General features: G+C 64.4%; 14 protein-coding genes. 7 read left to right on the top strand and 7 right to left on the bottom strand.

All coding sequences use genetic code 11. The annotated features are described in order from the left end of the window. Window positions 1-492 precede the first annotated feature (492 nt). On the bottom strand, window positions 493-2,994 hold the full coding sequence (locus tag L0U84_RS07820) for a penicillin-binding protein 1A (RefSeq protein WP_233849062.1): 2,502 nt from the start codon (window positions 2,992-2,994) through the stop codon (window positions 493-495). A gap of 558 nt (window positions 2,995-3,552) precedes the next feature. On the opposite strand from L0U84_RS07820, the gene L0U84_RS07815 reads away from it, so the two are divergent. From L0U84_RS07815 to L0U84_RS07805, 3 genes are all read left to right on the top strand, one after another. Beyond that, window positions 3,553-4,251 carry a hypothetical protein gene (locus L0U84_RS07815; RefSeq protein WP_233849060.1) on the top strand — a complete coding sequence of 233 codons (699 nt, stop codon included), beginning with the start codon at window positions 3,553-3,555 and terminating at the stop codon, window positions 4,249-4,251. A gap of 461 nt (window positions 4,252-4,712) precedes the next feature. Next, window positions 4,713-5,393, top strand: coding sequence for a PspA/IM30 family protein (locus tag L0U84_RS07810; RefSeq protein WP_129960710.1), 681 nt, complete (start codon window positions 4,713-4,715; stop codon window positions 5,391-5,393). 164 nt (window positions 5,394-5,557) lie between these two features. Next, complete coding sequence (locus tag L0U84_RS07805; RefSeq protein WP_233849058.1) at window positions 5,558-6,736, top strand: tetratricopeptide repeat protein; 1,179 nt, start codon at window positions 5,558-5,560, stop codon at window positions 6,734-6,736. A gap of 93 nt (window positions 6,737-6,829) precedes the next feature. On the opposite strand, the gene L0U84_RS07800 is transcribed toward L0U84_RS07805, so the two are convergent. Continuing rightward, window positions 6,830-7,498: a TetR family transcriptional regulator gene (locus L0U84_RS07800; RefSeq protein ID WP_442793982.1), complete on the bottom strand. Its 669-nt coding sequence runs from the start codon at window positions 7,496-7,498 to the stop codon at window positions 6,830-6,832. A 211-nt stretch (window positions 7,499-7,709) separates the two neighbouring features. Here L0U84_RS07800 and L0U84_RS07795 point away from each other — a divergent pair, with 211 nt between their 5' ends. Further along, complete coding sequence (locus tag L0U84_RS07795; RefSeq protein ID WP_233849056.1) at window positions 7,710-9,200, top strand: flavin-containing monooxygenase; 1,491 nt, start codon at window positions 7,710-7,712, stop codon at window positions 9,198-9,200. 51 nt (window positions 9,201-9,251) lie between these two features. Here the strand turns inward: L0U84_RS07795 and L0U84_RS43780 are convergent, their stop codons facing one another. From L0U84_RS43780 to L0U84_RS07775, 5 genes are all read right to left on the bottom strand, one after another. Continuing rightward, window positions 9,252-9,374: a hypothetical protein gene (locus L0U84_RS43780; protein ID WP_267939525.1), complete on the bottom strand. Its 123-nt coding sequence runs from the start codon at window positions 9,372-9,374 to the stop codon at window positions 9,252-9,254. A 100-nt stretch (window positions 9,375-9,474) separates the two neighbouring features. After that, on the bottom strand, window positions 9,475-10,293 hold the full coding sequence (locus L0U84_RS07790; protein ID WP_233849055.1) for an ABC transporter permease subunit: 819 nt from the start codon (window positions 10,291-10,293) through the stop codon (window positions 9,475-9,477). Next, on the bottom strand, window positions 10,290-11,222 hold the full coding sequence (locus tag L0U84_RS07785; protein WP_129960704.1) for an ABC transporter permease subunit: 933 nt from the start codon (window positions 11,220-11,222) through the stop codon (window positions 10,290-10,292). Before L0U84_RS07785 ends, L0U84_RS07790 begins: the two co-directional genes overlap by 4 nt. Then, window positions 11,219-12,385, bottom strand: coding sequence for an ABC transporter ATP-binding protein (locus L0U84_RS07780; protein ID WP_233849054.1), 1,167 nt, complete (start codon window positions 12,383-12,385; stop codon window positions 11,219-11,221). Before L0U84_RS07780 ends, L0U84_RS07785 begins: the two co-directional genes overlap by 4 nt. Window positions 12,386-12,475: 90 nt before the next feature. Further along, a complete protein-coding gene (locus L0U84_RS07775) occupies window positions 12,476-13,576 on the bottom strand; it encodes a polyamine ABC transporter substrate-binding protein (protein WP_233849053.1) in 1,101 nt (366 codons plus the stop codon). A gap of 534 nt (window positions 13,577-14,110) precedes the next feature. Between L0U84_RS07775 and L0U84_RS07770 the strand changes: the two genes are divergently transcribed. The 3 genes from L0U84_RS07770 (at window position 14,111) to L0U84_RS07760 (ending at window position 16,607) form a co-directional block, all read left to right on the top strand. After that, window positions 14,111-15,412: an Nramp family divalent metal transporter gene (locus L0U84_RS07770; RefSeq protein WP_233849052.1), complete on the top strand. Its 1,302-nt coding sequence runs from the start codon at window positions 14,111-14,113 to the stop codon at window positions 15,410-15,412. A gap of 124 nt (window positions 15,413-15,536) precedes the next feature. Further along, window positions 15,537-15,740 carry a DUF1289 domain-containing protein gene (locus L0U84_RS07765; RefSeq protein ID WP_233849050.1) on the top strand — a complete coding sequence of 68 codons (204 nt, stop codon included), beginning with the start codon at window positions 15,537-15,539 and terminating at the stop codon, window positions 15,738-15,740. Window positions 15,741-15,830: 90 nt separating this feature from the next. After that, on the top strand, window positions 15,831-16,607 hold the full coding sequence (locus L0U84_RS07760) for a uracil-DNA glycosylase (RefSeq protein ID WP_233849049.1): 777 nt from the start codon (window positions 15,831-15,833) through the stop codon (window positions 16,605-16,607). The last annotated feature ends 263 nt before the right edge of the window (window positions 16,608-16,870 follow it).

Raw genomic sequence — 16,870 nt, 5'->3', positions numbered from 1 at the left:
ATGAACCTGTTGAAAACTTTCTGAAAAACGGACTAAAGCATTGAGCGCGCGGGGAATTGTCGATGAGGTGCGAAATCGCACAGCGTGTGCCGCGTGACGGAGTTTTGCGCGGCCTCGGCACCTGGGATCCCTCAACGTTATCCCCAGTTTGTGTTGACAGACTTGTTGATAAGCCTGGGGCGACGCGCCTAAGTGCTTGAGGCGAATCGCTTTGTGCCGAGCGTTACCGGGCGAAGCAAGTTCGAGGCAACGACGTGCGGTCAAGCGGAGTCACGACGGGAAAATAACGGCCAACGCCGTTATCCACAGAATGTGTTGAAAGACCTGTTGATAAGGCCTGGAGATCGCGCCCAAGTGCTTGAGCGCGCGAAGGATTCTGGCGTCGATTGATTCGCGCACGCGGCGCGCAAAGCAGGATAGGTCAGAAATCCGACCTGAAGGGATGAACGCGTGCGCGGGCCGAAGGCGACCGCGCACACGCTCTCAAAGACATCACGGCTTATTCGATTCGAACAGATCCATGATCTGCTTCTTCTCGGTGGTCGACACGCTCGGCGGCGGCACCACCGGCGGCGTCATGCCCGCCGGCCCGACACCGCCCATCGCATCACTCGCGCCGGCCATCGAATTGCCCGAATCGAGACCGATGCTCGCGACGAAGCCTTGCCCCGGCACCATGTCGCTAAAGAACAGCTCGCCGTTCATCACCGTCACACCGTCGGGCTGCTGCGGCTCGGCCTGCGGCACGCCGCGCAGCGCGCGCTGCATGTACTCCACCCAGATCGGCAGCGCGAGCTGCGCGCCGAATTCGCGGCTGCCAAGACTCTTCGGCTGGTCGTAGCCCATCCACGCGACCGCCACCAGCGACTGCTGATAGCCGGCGAACCAGCCGTCCTTCGCGTCGTTGGTCGTGCCGGTCTTGCCCTGCAGGTCCGAGCGCTTCAGCACGTTGGTGCCCGCCCCCGTGCCCGCGGTCGCGACCGAGTGCAACAGGCTGTTCATGATGTACGCATTACGCGGCTCGAGCGTGCGCGGCGCGTCACGCCCAGCGACGAGCGGCTGCGCACGCGAGATCGCCACGCCATGCGCGTCGGTCACTTCGTTGATCAGATACGGATTGATCCGGTAGCCGCCGTTCGCGAACACCGAGTACGCGCCCGCCGACTGCAACGGCGTGACGAGGCCCGCGCCGAGCGCCATCGGCAGATACGGCGGGGTCTTGTCGGCGTCGAAGCCGAAGCGCTGCGTGACGAAGTCCTGCGCGTACTTGGTGCCGATGAAGGACAGGATACGGATCGACACGAGGTTCTTCGACTTCTGCAGCGCAACGCGCATCGACATCGGACCATCAGGCTGGTCGTCGTCCTTCGGCTCCCACGCGTCGCCGCCCGGCGTGCTCGGCGGGAAGTACAGCGGCGCGTCGTTGATGATCGTCGCCGGTGCGAGGCCCTTGTCGAGCGCCGCCGAATAGATGAACGGCTTGAAGCTCGAACCCGGCTGGCGCCACGCTTGCGTCACATGGTTGAACTTGTTCTTGTTGAAGTCGAAGCCGCCGATCAGCGCGCGGATCGCGCCGTCCTGCGGCGTCAGCGATACGAGCGCACCCTCGACCTGCGGCAGCTGTGTGATCTGCCAGTTGCCCTTGTCGTCGGCGACGAGACGCACGATCGAGCCGGGCCTGATGCGCAGCGTCTGGTTCGCGCGCGGGCTCAGCGCGGCGGCGACGAAGCGCAGGCCATCGCCCGACACCGTCACCTGGGTGCCGTCGACCAGTTGTGCGACCACCTGCTTCGCGCTGGCGTCCGTCACCACGCCGGCGATGATCTCGCCGTTGTCCGGGTGATCGGTCAGCGCGTCGTCGATCGTCTGGTCGCGGTCGTCGCCCGCCTCGGGCAACTGCACGAAGCCTTCCGGTCCGCGATAGCCGTGGCGTCGCTCGTAGTCCATCACGCCCTTGCGCACCGCGCGATACGCGGCGTCCTGATCGGCGGAATCGATGGTCGTCGTGACGTTCAGGCCGCGCGTATAGGTTTCGTCCTTGTACTGCGCGTACATCATCTGCCGCACCATTTCGGCGACGTACTCGGCATGCACGTTGTATTCGTTGCCCGGATTCTTCGTGCGAATCTCTTCCTTCACGGCCTGATCGTACTGCTGCTGCGTGATGTAGTTCAGCTCGAGCATGCGTCGCAGGATGTACTCCTGACGGATCTTCGCGCGCTTCGGATTGACGACCGGGTTATACGCGGACGGCGCCTTCGGCAGGCCCGCGAGCATCGCGGCCTCGGCCAGCGTGATGTCCTTCAGGTCCTTGCCGAAGTACACGCGCGCGGCCGCGGCGAAGCCGTACGCGCGCTCGCCCAGATAGATCTGGTTCATGTACAGCTCGAGGATCTGGTCTTTGGTCAGCGCGCGCTCGATCTTGTACGCGAGCAGCATTTCGTAGATCTTGCGCGTGTAGGTCTTCTCGCTGGACAGGAAGAAGTTGCGCGCGACCTGCATCGTGATCGTGCTCGCGCCCTGCGATGCACCGCCGTGTGCGAGGTCGGCGAAACCGGCGCGCAGGATCCCGACGAAGTCGACGCCGCCGTGTTCGTAGAAGCGGTAGTCCTCGATCGCGAGCACCGCTTTTTTCATCTGGTCGGGGATGTCCTGGAAGCGCACGAGGCTGCGCCGCTCCTCGCCGAATTCGCCGATCAGCACGTGATCGGCGGTATAGACGCGCAGCGGCACTTTCGGGCGATAGTCGGTCAGCGCGTCGAGCGACGGCAGCTGCGGCCCCATCACGACGAGCGCATAGCCGACGATCAGCGCGCCGACCACGACCACGGTCGCGATCAGCCCGACGAACCACAGCACGAGCGACGAGCCGATCGAACGACGGCCGCGGCCGGCGTCGCGCGAAGCGGCGTTGCGTCCAGGGGTGCGTTGTTGGGAGTCCCGGTCTTCACCGGCCGGAGAGTTCGAGGAATGCGGTCGTTTGATGATTGGCATGACTGGAATAATGGGCCCGCAACTGCGCGCCTGTCTGCGCGCGCTCGCGGCGCGCGCATGGGTCGTGTTCGACATCCTGGCCTGGGCGTACGCCGCCCTGCGGACCTTGCCCCCGGCCGGCCGCACGGCACGCCTCGGACCATGTCCGGCGCAACGTAACAGCGCATTTTAAAGAAATCGGCAGCGGTCCAACGCAGTTTTTTTGTAAGAATTCCCTTCGCCGGCCGCCTTTTCCTAGTAAGGGTCTGTAATTTCGCGCAGCGCGCGTGGCGGCCTGCGTCCGAAGCGTCGTTTATGCGGGGTTATCAACATTTTCTGTTGAAAGGCTTGTGGACAAACCGCCCGCAAACACTACAACTCATTGATGTCACGGGATTTTCTCACCGCGCTTGTTCCGTGGCGGCGCAACTCGTCATATGATGAACCCCGCGCGCGTCCTTCGATGCGCGCGACGGGGACCCCAACGGCGGTTCCAACGGCAGCTCCGATGGCGGGTTCCGACACCGTATCCGGAGGCACGCGCCGACCCGCCCATGCCAACAAGACTGCGAGTCGATCATGTCCAAGCCCAGCGAGCGCATCGTCGTATTCGTCACGACCGCGCAGAAACGTGCGATCACCGCGACCGCGGAGGATCTGGGCATCAGCGTGAGCGAACTGATGCGGCGCGCGGTGCTGAGCTTCGGCGCGACCAGCGAACAGGTCAAGGCCGCGAGCATCGTCGACCGGCTGCGCGCGCCGCGTGCGCCCGATGCGCTCAACGCGGCGCTGCAGCGCGTCGCGCGCGGTACGCGCTATGCGCGCGCCGCGGTGCCGGTGGCGCTGCAAGCGCATGAGAAAGACGGTGCGGGTACGGCTGGCGCCACCGCGTCAGGCGCGGCCGCCAACCCGGCATCCGGCGCGCCGGATGCCGTGGATTCGCCCGCGCTACAGCAGGCCGGTCGGCCTGCCCTCGCTACCGACACCGCGGATTCTCCCGCGCCGCTGCTTCCCGCCGGCGTCGCCGCCGCGCTCGCCGCGGAGCAGGACGAACAGGCCGCGGCCACCGCCGAAGCCGTCGCGCGTCTGACGGCAGCGCGAGCCGCCGACAACGCGGAAAACGCCGAAGCGGACGCAATCGACAACGCCGCGTCGAAACGGCTGCCCGGCGCGTCGGCGCGTCTGCGCAACTCACTCAAGCGCAGCCACCACGACGAGACCCCCGACGACGACGAACCGCACGGCGACCCGAGCGCCGAAGGCGGCCGCTTCGCGTGATGCAACGCGTGACGGCAAATTACCGCGCATCGAACCGCGATCACTGCATCTGAGCGAGCCTGCACGGGTACGCAACGAGTCCCCGTTGCATATCGTTACATCGGTGACACCCGTATGAATCGCCGCTCGATAACGCCCGCTCACACGCGCAAACAGTGGCTTTTCCGGCATCGTTCGAGCCTTCGGAAGGCCGCATCGTTTAAGCCGTCTTTAAGACTGCCGATGGTGTAATATCCGCCGTCAAGTCCATGCCCATCGCGGCTTCACATCATCCAGACAACCCTCGACCCGGCATTGCGCCCCAACAAAAACGCAGCGCGCTATTGCAATTGGCAAGTGCGCCCCGAACTCCGGTCCGAACGTTGCGCAGCATCGCGCGCGGCGGCGTAAAGTAGCAGTAGTTCAAGGCAGTCAGGCGCGCACGCCATCGTCGGCGCCGCTCACATTTTCTGGAGGTTTTCATGTCGCTTTTTGACAGCATTTCGCGCACGCTCAAAGGTCTTCTGAACGACGCGGCCGACTCGGTGCAGGATCCGTCGCGCGACTCGCGCCAGATCGTGCGCGAACTCGACGACAGCATCGGCAAGGCCGAGAACTCGCTGATCGAGATTCAGGCGCAGGTCGCCACCCAGCAAAGCAAGCGCGATGTTGCCGCGGACAAGGCGAAGAAGTATGAAGACGGTGCCCGCCGTGCGCTGCAGTCCGGCGACGAAGCGCTCGCGCGCGAGGCGCTCGGCGCGCAGGCCACCGCCGAAGCCGAACGCGATGCACTGACGAAAGAACTGACTTCGCTGGAGCCGTCGGTCGCGCAACTGAAGAGCCAGATCGACGACATGCGCACACGCCGCAACGACCTGAACGCGCGCTCGAACATCCTGCAGGCCAAGCAGCAGATCGCGCAGGCGAAAGACACCGCGGCCACCGCACTCGGCGGTATCGGCGGCAAGAACCTGTCCGAGGATTTCCAGAAGCTCGAAGACAAGGTCGCGCTGTCGAACGCGCGTTCCGACGCGCGTCTGAACTCCGCCGACGAGAAAAGCGGCAAGGCACTCGACGACAAGCTCGCGGATCTGAACCGCGGCCCGTCCGTCGACGATCGGCTCGAAGCGTTGAAGAAGCAGCTCAATACGCCGGCGCAGTAAATGCCGGATGCGTGTGCCGCTTCATGGCAAGTACGCACGGCAATGACAACAGCAGTAGTAGTACATGCCGGTGCGCTCGCTCCTGAACGCACCGGCATACCGGCCGCCGCAGGCAGCCACCGCAATCGACTGATGGAGACGGGCGCGCCCCGCCCGGTCTGCAAATGAAAAAACTTTTCGCAACCGCCTTCGCATCGCTGCTGCTCGTGTCGGCCGCGGCGTTCGCGGTGCCGACCGTTCAGCAAATCGAATCGGCGATGTCGCAGGGCAACTGGCAGCAGGCCGACGCCGGCCTCACCGAAGTGTTGCAAGCGCATCCGAACAACGCCCACGCGCACTATCTGTACGCTCAGGTGCTCGATCGCGAAGGTCGTTCCGCCGAAGCGCTCGCGCAGGTCCAACAGGCGAAGACGCTCGATCCGCAGATCCGCTTCACCGACCCGAGTCGCTTCGCGCAAACCGAAGCGCGCCTGCGCCGCGATGCGCAGAGCGCGGGCGGCAACGTCACCCGTCACGCCACGAATCCGTTCGCTCAGCAGAATGCGCCTGCTGTGCAGCAACAGTCGGCGATGACGTCGCAAGCGCAACTACGGCATGGTCCGGGGGTAGGTATGTGGATCGGTATCATTGTTCTGATCGCGGCGATCGCGCTCGTGCTGCGCTGGACCTTGCGCCGCGCGCGCAGCCAGGAAGATACGCGCGCCGACGAGGATCGCCGCGCGCAATTGAAGCGCGCAACCGACATGCTCAACACGGTGCGTTCGATCAAGCTCGACGTGAAGCTATCCACCGCGCCGGGTCACGAACTGCTCGAGAAAGACGTTGAAGCAACCGAAGAGCAGCTGCGCGGCGCCGTCGAAACGCTGTCGAACGGCAAGAATCCGCTGCCGCCTTATGCGCTCGACGAGTTCGATCAGCGCATCGCGAGCCTGCGCGCGCGCGCCGACGGCCGGCCCGATCCGACCGCCGCGTCCGTGGGCACCGGCCAGCAATCGGCGTATGCGCAGGAGGCCGAGCGCTTCGGCAGTCCGCAGCCGCCTTATCCGCAGCAGGGTCCGTATCAGCAGCAGCCGCAGGTCATCGTGCAGCAAGGCGGTGGCATGGGTGGCGGTATGGGCGGTCTGCTGACCGGCGTGCTGCTTGGCGAAGCGCTCAGTCACGGGCGTGACCGCGTGGTCGAGCGCGACGTGCTCGTCGACCCCGACGAACTGCGCCGGCGCGGCAACGACGGCGGAAACGGCGGCGGCCTCGATTTCGGTCAGGGTTCGAACGACTGGAACGATGACGGCAGCGGCGGCATCGACATGGGCAGCAACGACGATTCCGGTTGGACCGACACCTGATCGAACCCGATCGATCAACCTCGAATGAAAAACAGGCTCCTTCGCGGAGCCTGTTTTTTTGCTTGCCGGTTTTGTGTGCCGCCTTCGTTCAAGTCACGCCCGCGCCGACTCCGCCTGGGTGCCGTCGTGCTGCGCGAGCACGACCGCCCCCGCGAACAGCCGCACGATGAAGCGCTCCGCGTAATCGATCAACGCGTCGCGGCGCGCGTCGTTCGCGTCGATGTATTCAGCGGATAGATGAAACAGCTGCAGCACGATCTGCGTGCAGACTTCGTCGACGGTCTCGCGCGCGAGTCGCGGCATCAGTTCGAGCTGTACGACATCGTCCGCCATTTCCGCCGATACCTCGTGCAGGTTAGCGCGCACCGCGTCGCGCAGAGCCGGCGACGTGCCGTGGTATTCGACCAGCGCGCTCAGGAACGCCTCGCGGTTCGCGAGCGCGAATGCGAAGAACGCGACGCACGCGCGCCGCGGCACGCTGTGCGGTTCGTCGTGCGCGGCGAGCCAGCGCTCGCGCCGCAGCATCGGCCGAAGCCGCCGGCTCACCGAGGCGACGGCTTCGCGCGCGAGCTCGTCGAGCGCGCTGAAATGGCGGTAGAACGTGTTCGGATTGAGCCCCGCCTCGCGCGCGAGCTCGCGCAATCCGAGGCTCGCGAAACTGCGGCCGCCGGCGGTCAGCCGCAGCGCGGCTTCGATCAGCTTGCGCTTGCCGGGCGGCAACTCCGCGCCGGCGACGGACGCTGCTTCGGAGACGATGGTCATCGTGCATTCAATCATCGCGCGGTATGCGCGTTTATTAGCTGCACTCTAAACGATCTTGACGCGATGTGTACAGTTGTCTACCCTGCGCGTTAAGCTTGGCGTAGGCAGGTGTAGACGCGCGATTTCGCTCCCGGCCGTCGCGCCGCGCGAACCCAGCGCGCGGTAGCCGCTGCCGTTTCACCCGCCGCTTTCGCCCCGCCCGGAGACCGCCGTGACGCCCGCCCCTTCCGCTTCATCCACCACGCCGCGCATTGCGATCGTCGGCAGTGGCTTTGCCGGCATCGGCATGGCCATCCGTCTGCAACAGATGGGCATCACGTCGTTTGCGGTCTATGAGGCCGCGAGCGGCATCGGCGGCACGTGGCGTGACAATACCTACCCCGGCGCGGCCTGCGATGTCCCGTCGCATCTCTATTCGTTTTCGTTCGAGGCGAATCCGGCGTGGTCGCGCTCGTTCAGCAGCCAGGCCGAAATTCTCGCGTATTTGCAGCACTGCGCGCGCAAGTACGGCGTCGATCGCTACGTGCGCTGCAATGCGAAAGTGAGCGCCGCGCGCTTCGACGAAGCGCGGCAGATCTGGCTCGTCGAACTCGACACGAACGGCGCGCGCGAAATCATCGAGGCCGACGTGCTGATCGCCGCGAATGGTCCGCTGTCGCGTCCCGCGCTGCCGCGCATCGCTGGCATCGAACGTTTCGAGGGCAAGCTGTTCCATTCGGCGCGCTGGGATCATGCCTATCCGCTCGACGGCAAACGCGTCGCGGTGATCGGCACCGGCGCGAGCGCAATCCAGTTCGTGCCGCAAATCCAGCCGCGCGTCGCGCATCTGGACCTGTTCCAGCGTACCCCGCCGTGGGTGATGCCCAAGCGTGACAAGCCGATCGGCGCGCGCGCGCAGTGGCTGTTCCGCACACTGCCCTTCACCCAGCGCTTCGTCCGTAATGCGATCTATTGGCAGCTCGAATCGCGTGGGATCGCGTTCGTCGTCAATCCGAAGCTGATGAAGACGCCGATGAAGTTCGGCCTCAGCTATCTGGAGCGACGCGTGAAGGACCCGGCGCTGCGCGCGAAGCTCACGCCGAACTACCGGCTCGGCTGCAAGCGCGTGCTGCTGTCGAGCGACTACTACCCGGCCGTCTGTCAGCCCAACGTCGACGTCGTGACGAGCGGCATTCGCGAGATCGTTGCCGATGGCATCGTGACCGAGGATGGCGTGCACCATCGCGCGGACGCGATCATCTGCGGCACGGGTTTCCAGGTCAACGACGTGCGCGCGCCGTTCGAAGTGACCGGTCTCGACGGCACCGACCTCAGCACGCTATGGCTGAGCGATGGCCCCGAAGCGTATCTCGGCACGAGCATCGCGAACTTCCCGAACTTCTTCATGATCGCCGGCCCGAACACCGGGCTCGGCCATAACTCGATGATCTACATGATCGAGTCGCAACTGCGCTACATCGGCGATTGCCTGCGCATGCTGCGCAAACAGAACGCGCGCACGATGACCTTGCGCGCCGACGTGCAGCGCGATTTCAACGCACGTCTGCAGCAGAACATGCAGCGCGCGGTGTGGACGAGCGGCTGCCACAGCTGGTATCAGACCCGCAGCGGCAAGGTCACCGCGATCTGGCCCGGCTTCACGTTCAGTTTTCGCAAACGGACGCGGCGTGTGCGGCCGCGGGACTATCGCTTCGAATGTTGAGTCTGCACGATGATGCGATGCGCGGACCTGCGCGTGGACCGGCGCATTCAGTTACCGCCCGCCGCCGCCCAGTAACAGCAACAGATCCCACAGAAACTTCACGATGAGCACGATCAACTCCCACAGCCGGTAAAGCGGCTCCCAGTCCAGCACTTGGAGAAGGGACTCGATCATTGCCATGGTCAGAAAAAGTGAAGGCTGTGAGCTGCGGTTCTCACATGCGGTTCGCTCAGGCGGTTCGCTCACGCGCGACGCACCGGGCGCGCGCGTGAGCTCAAACCGCCATCACGGCCCGCTTGCGCTCCGCGCGCTGCATGAAGAAGTTCGCCGCGACGACGCCGAGCGTGACGACCGCGATGAACAGCGTCGCGAGCGCGTTCATCTCCGGATTCAAACCGAGACGCACGCGCGAGAACACGACGAGCGGCAAGGTCGTCGAGCCGGGACCCGACAGGAACGCGGACAGCACCAGGTCGTCGATCGACAGCGTGAACGACAGCAGCCAGCCCGACACCAGCGCCTGCGAAATCAGCGGCAGCGTGACGAAGAAGAACACCCGCAGAGGTGTCGCGCCGAGGTCGAGCGCGGCTTCCTCGAGCGACGGATGCAGCTCCCGCACCCGCGACTGCACGATGATCGCGACGTACGAAATACACAGCATCACGTGGCCGATCCAGATCGTGAAGATGCCGCGTTCGGCCGGCCAGCCGATCCAGCGCGCCATTTCGATGAACAGCAGCAAAAGCGAGATGCCCTGAATCACTTCAGGGATCACCAGCGGCGCGTTGATCATGCCCGTGTACAGCGTGAAGCCGCGAAAGCGCCCCATGCGCGCGAGCACGAAACCGGCCCACGTGCCGATGATCACCGACGCGAACGCGGTCATCAGGCCGATACGCAGCGACAGCCACGCCGACGTGATGAGCTCGTCGTCCTGCAACAGCGCCGCATACCAGCGCGTCGAAAAACGCGTCCACACGGTGACCAGCTGCGATTCGTTGAACGAATACACGACGAGGCTGACGATCGGGATATACAGAAACAGAAAGCCGATACCCAGAGCGATCAGCTGCAGCATGCGATTCGGCTTCATTGGCGGCCCTCCTCCAATGCCTTAGCCTGCGAGTGCTGGAACAGCGCCATCGGCACCAGCAGCAGCAACACCATCGCGCACGTGACGGCGGACGCCATCGGCCAGTCGGCGTTGTCGAAGAACTCATTCCACATCACGCGGCCGATCATCAGCGTGTTCGCGCCGCCGAGCAGCTCAGGAATCACGTACTCGCCGACCGCCGGAATGAACACCAGCAGGCAGCCCGCGATGATGCCGTTCTTCGACAGCGGCAGCGTGATTTGCCAGAACGCCTTCCACGGCTTCGCGCCGAGGTCGTACGCGGCTTCGAGCAAGGTCAGGTCCATTTTCACGAGGTGCGCGTAAAGCGGCATCACGAGAAACGGCAGATACGAATAGACCATGCCGATATAGACCGCTGTGTTCGTGTGATACAGCTCGATCGGCGAATGGATCAGCCCGATCGACATCAGGAAGTTATTCAGCAGCCCGTTGTTCTTCAGAATCCCGATCCACGCGTACACGCGGATCAGGAACGAGGTCCAGAACGGCAGCATCACGGCCATCATCAGCAGATTGCGGGTGGCCGGATTCGAGCGCGCGATGTAGTACGCCATCGGATAGCCGATCAGCAGACACAGCACGGTCGAAATCGCCGCGACCACGACCGAATTCACATAGGTCGCGAAGTACAGGCTGTCGGTCAGCAGAAATGCGTAGTGCGACAGATCGAGCGTGATGTGCAGCGCGCCTTCCGCGAAGTTGACGAGCTGCGTGTACGGCGGAATGCCGAGTTGCGAATCGGCGAAGCTGATCTTCACGACCAGCAGGAACGGCACGAGGAAAAACAGCAGCAGCCAGACGAACGGCCCCGCCACCACCGCGGTGCGGCCCGTGAGCTTCAGACGCCGCACCGGCCACGCGAAAAACGAGGAAAGCGCATCTTTCATGACGTCAGCACCACGCCGGCCGATGCGCTCCAGCGCACGTAGACTTCATCGCCCCAGGAGGGCGGATCGATTTCGGTGAGCGCGAGGCTCGTCACGTTCGCGATCACCGTCTTGCCGCCGTCGAGCTTCACGTGATACAGCGAATAGCCGCCCATGTACGCGATATTCGTGACGACGCCCCTGCCCCAGTTGTACGCGCCCTCGGGCGGCTTGCGCGTGAGCGCGATGCGCTCGGGCCGCACCGAGATGGTCACCGGCATGCCGAGCGGACCGGTGATGCCGTGATTGACGTGCAGATGGCACGGCAGATCGGGCGTTTCGATGAACACGTGATCGGGTTCGTCCTCGATCGTGTGGCCTTCGAACAGATTGGTCGAACCGATGAACTCCGCCGAGAAACGGCTGTTCGGATACTCGTAGACTTCATGCGGCGTGCCGAGCTGCACGATCTGGCCTTCGCTCATCACGGCGAGGCGGTTGGCCATCGTCATCGCTTCTTCCTGGTCGTGCGTGACCATCATGCAGGTCACGCCGACCCGGTCGAGAATGTTGACGAGCTCGATCTGCGTGCGCTGGCGGATCTGCTTGTCGAGCGCCGACATCGGCTCGTCGAGCAGCAGCAGCTTCGGCCGCTTGACGAGCGAACGCGCGAGCGCGACGCGCTGCTGCTGCCCGCCCGACAGCTGATGCGGCTTGCGCTTCGCGAAGCGGCCCATCTGCACGAGTTCGAGCACGTTGTGCACGCGGTCTTTCAGCTCGGCCTTCGGCACGCCTTCCTGCTTGAGGCCAAACGCGACGTTCGCCTCGACCGTCATGTGCGGAAACAGCGCGTACGACTGGAACATCATGTTGACCGGCCGGCGATACGGCGGCAGTTGCGCAAGGTCTTCGCCATCGATCAGGATCTTGCCCGACGTCACGGTTTCGAGCCCTGCCATCATGCGCAGCAGGGTGGACTTGCCGCAGCCCGAGCTGCCGAGCAGCGCGAACAGCTCGCCCTTTTTCACCGTCAGGTTGACGCCTTTGACCGCGACGGTCTCGCCGAACTTCTTCACGACGTCGACGATCTGGATGAACTGTTCCGCTGCGTCGTCGGTAACGGCATTCGGGCCCGTCGACGGCACGGCCGTCCCGGCCAGCGCGCCCGGCTGGTCACTACTCATCATAATGCTGCTTCACTCCGGCGTTTGACGAACAAAGCCCCCGGTGAACACCGAGGGCTTCATAGGCTGCTTATCTGTTTGTTGCCGCGCTTAGCGGCCGGACTTGAACTCGGTCCACAGCCGCGTTTGCAGCCGCTGGATTTCCTGCGGCAGCGGCTTCAACAGGAACAGCGTCTTGATGGTTTCCGGCGACGGATACACGGCCGGATCGTTCGCGACGTCCTTGTCCACGTACTTGCGCGCTTCCATGTTGACGCTCGGGTAGTACACGGCGTTGGTGATCGCGGCGTGCACCTGCGGCGTCTCGATGTAGTTGATCCATTCGAGCGCGGCTTCCTTGTGCTTCGCGTCCTTCGGAATCGCCATCACGTCGAACCACACCGGCGCCCCGCCCTTCGGCACGAAGTACTCGATCTTGTACGGCTTCTTCGCTTCGAGCGCGCGATGCTTGGCGATCACGACGTCGCCCGACCAGCCGTACGCGAAGCAGACGTCGCCGCCGACGAGGTCGTTGATGTAGCCCGACGAGTTGAACTGCGTGATGTACGGGCGGATTTTCTTCAGCATCGCGAGCGCGGCGCGGTAGTCGGCCGGGTTCGTGCTCATCGGATCCTTGCCCATGTAGTGCAGCGCGGCCGCGAACATCTGGTCGGGCGCGTCGAGCACCGACACGCCGCAGGCCTTCAGCTTCGAGATGTTTTCCGGCTTGAACAGGATGTCCCAGTTATCGAGCGGCACGTCCTTGCCGAGGATCTGCTGGACCTTCGTCACGTTGTAGCCGAGGCCGGTCGTGCCGTACGCCCAGGGCACCACGTACTTGTTGCCCGGATCGGCGCCGGCGACGAGCGCCATCAGCGACGGGTCGAGGTACTTCAGGTTCGGCAGCTTCGATTTGTCGAGCGGCTCGAAGATCCCCGCGGCGATCTGCTTGCCCGCGTAGTTGCTGGTCGGCACGACGATGTCGTAGCCCGAATTGCCGGTAAGCAGCTTCGCCTGCAGCGTGTCGTCGCTGTCGTAGTTGTCGTACTTGACCTGGACGCCGGTCTGCTTGGTGAAGTTCGGGATCGTGTCCTTCGCGATGTAGTCGGACCAGTTATACACATTGAGCTGCGTATCCTTCGCAGCGGCCGTCAACCACGGCGCCGCGCACAAGACCAGCGCCGCCACATGCCCCACTATCCGTTTGTTCATCCCGTTCTCCGATCCCGTCGTCACTCAAGCCGCGCCCTCGCGTGCACGACCCCCTGAAAACCCCGAAAACTACCACCAATTATTGCCCGCTCCAAAAAAAACCCGGAGCTGTCGCGCAAACGGTACAGGCTATGGCCGCACCCTTGCAAAATCGGCGCAATTTTAACGGGTTATCGGCGCGTGTCCACCGAAAAATACGCGAGCCGCGGCGGCGCTTTATTCGCGCTGAGTACAGTCCGCAGGGGTTTCGTCGCGACGCTGTTATCTGGTTGTCAGGTCGGTGTCGGCTCGCACCTGGGCGGTGCGCCGCTCTGGTCCACGCGGGTGCCCGACGTTGCTTGCCGGTGCACGGCCGCGGTGGTGTGCGGCGCACCTTTCATGCGCGGCGGCGCCGACATGACGGCTCGAATGCTCCTATCATGATCTTTTGATGCGTGTTGCGCGACGCCGTCGCGCGACGGGCCGCCAACCGCTGCGCGCGTGCAATGGGCATGTGCCTTGCAACAGGATGCGTTTCCCGGAATCTCCGGCACGATGAACACCAATCCTTTCGCGATGCGTCCCAACCGGCGTCGGCGTCTGCCGGGCGAGCCGACGCGTCCGGCGCACTGGTTCTCGTACCTCGGCGCCGGCGCGCTGATCGCGGTCGGCTATATCGATCCGGGCAACTGGGCGACCGCGCTCGGCGCTGGCGCGGGTTACGGCTATCGCCTGCTCGGCATCGTGCTGCTGGCGAGCCTGATGGGGATGCTGATGCAATGGCTGTCGTCGCGCCTCGGCGTCGTGACCGGGCGCGATCTCGCGCAGCTGTGCCGCGAGCGCAATGACCGGCGCGCGACGCTGTTTCTGTGGCTGACGAGCGAAGTTGCGATCATCGCCTGCGACGTCGCCGAGGTGGTCGGCAGTGCGGTCGCGCTGCAGCTGCTGCTCGGCGTGTCGCTGACAGTCGGCGTGCTGATGTCGGCGGTCTGCACGTTCGCGCTGCTCGCGCTTCAGCAGAAAGGCGGCCGCAGACTGGAGGCGGTGATCGCCGCGCTGATCGGCTTCGTCGGCCTGTGCTTCGTCGTGCAGCTCGCGCTCGCGCGGCCCGACTGGCACGCGGCGCTGGCCGGCACCGCGCCGAGCCTGGAGCTGATCAGAAGCGCGGGCATGCTGTGGCTTGCGGCGGGCATCGTCGGTGCGACGGTCATGCCTCACAACCTGTATCTGCATTCGGCACTCGTCAAGCATCACGCACCCGACAGCAGCGACGCGCAGATCAAGGCCGCGCTGCATGTGGTCAATATCGATACCTTCGGCTCGCTTGCTTTCGCGTTCGTGATCAACGCGGCGCTGCTGATCGTCGCGGCCGCGGTGTTCTATGCGAGCGGCCATCGCGACGTGACCGATCTGGCCGACGCGCATCGGCTGATCGCGCCGCTCGTCGGCAGCCGCTGGGCCGGCATCCTGTTCGCGGCGGCGCTGCTCGCGTGCGGACTCAGCGCGACCGTCACCGGCACGCTGGCCGGCCAGACCGTGATGGAGGGCTTCCTGCGGCTACGCTTGCCGCGCTGGAAACGCGCGCTGCTCACGCGTGCGCTCGCGATCGGGCCGGCCCTGCTCGCGGTGGGCATGTTCGGACAGCATGGCTCCAATCAGTTGCTGGTCGCGAGCCAGGTCGTGCTGAGCCTGCAATTGCCGCTCGCGGTCGTGCCGCTGATCCGCTGCGCGTCCGATGCGACGCTGATGCGCGGCTGGCGCGTGCACGGCGTGCCGCTCGTGCTGTCGTGGCTGTCGGCGGCGTTCATCGTTGCACTCAATGGCGCGCTGTTGTGGCAACTGGCGACTGGGGCGTGACGGCAGCCGCAGACGTCGGCGCGGCTATCGTGAACTTCGCATGACGCCGGGCGCCGCGTACAAGGCGCGCGTCGCGCATCGGTTAACATAGCGGGACTTTGCCTCCCCCGCCCCAAGGTTTCCGATGACTTCGAATCTCCACGATCTTCCCGATAGCCCGTGCATCGGCGTGTGCTCCACGCTCTTCGACGAGGTCTGCAAAGGCTGCGGCCGCACCGCGACCGAAGTGTCGAACTGGGTGTTCCTCAGCGACGAGGAAAAGCGCGCGATCTGGGTCCGGATCGAACGGGAAGGCACGGCGATGCGGTTTCAGAACGACAAGGTGTGAGCCTGTTCGTTACGCGCATCGCGGGCTGAAGTCGCTCGCCACCATCGAGAATCCCGGAACTCCGGAAAGGCTTCGCAAAACTTCGTCGCCATGACCACCGCCAGGGACTTCGTTCAGAGCGTTGCACAATGGCGCCGAATGGCCCACGTGTTCAATCCATGGTCCGAAACCGATGAGCGCGATCAGCCCGGCGTCAATGCGCCGCTGATTCGCCAGAGACAGCTTACGGCCTACCTGCAAGCCCGCCAGACGAGCGTCAAGGTGATCCTGATTGCGGAGGCGCTGAGCTGCCGAGGCGGGCGTTTCACGGGCATCGCGATGACCTCCGAGCGGATTCTGCTCGGCAACGATGCAAAGCTCAACGACGTCGCCGTGGGATCGGACCGCGGCCCGCCGCCGGACTACCTCCCGGGGCCGGCAACCCGCACCAGCAGCGTCGCCGCGTTGTCTCGAACGACTGACCGCGAATACGGTGTCTACGAGAGAACCGCGTCAATCGTCTGGCAGACGATGCTCGCCAATGGATTCGGACCGGCGGAGTTTGCGCTTTGGAACGCGTTCCCGTTTCATCCGTTCGCGGACGAAGATACCCAGAGCAACCGCCGCCCGTCGACTCACGAACTACTTGAGACCGGCCAGATTCTGACCGACTTCATCAGTCTGTTCCCTCGATCCGTGAGATTCGTTGCGCTTGGCCGGGAAGCGGAAAGCGCGTTGCGAAGTTATTCGATGGACCCACCCCATCAACTCGCGAGGCACCCGACGGCGAGAGCGGCGCGGCCTGCAAACGGAACGATTCAAGGGAAGGCTCGCCCGATGGGCAAGCTGGACGAAGTCATTCGACGGCTCGCGCTGAACCGGCGATAGTCCAGCGCTCATCGCGCCCGGCATCGGTGGCTGCTCGCGATGCCTTGACGCAGATCAACCGATCCACCGCTCAGTGCGACAGCCCGCCTCAGGTATGCGTTCGGCTGGGTCGGTAGAGTGACCCCATCAGCTAAAGAAATGGGGAACCGATATGTCCTGCCTGCAAATCCTGATCGCTCTGGCGCCGCTTTGGATCGTTCTGCTTGGCGTCTCGTGCACGTGCGCTTACCTGCTCTTTGTCCGCAAAGTGATCGAGTAGGCTG

This window comes from Paraburkholderia sp. HD33-4 (assembly GCF_021390635.1).
Lineage (GTDB): Bacteria > Pseudomonadota > Gammaproteobacteria > Burkholderiales > Burkholderiaceae > Paraburkholderia.
Note: the sequence above shows the minus strand (reverse complement) of the source record. Positions and strands in the feature narration are given on the sequence as shown.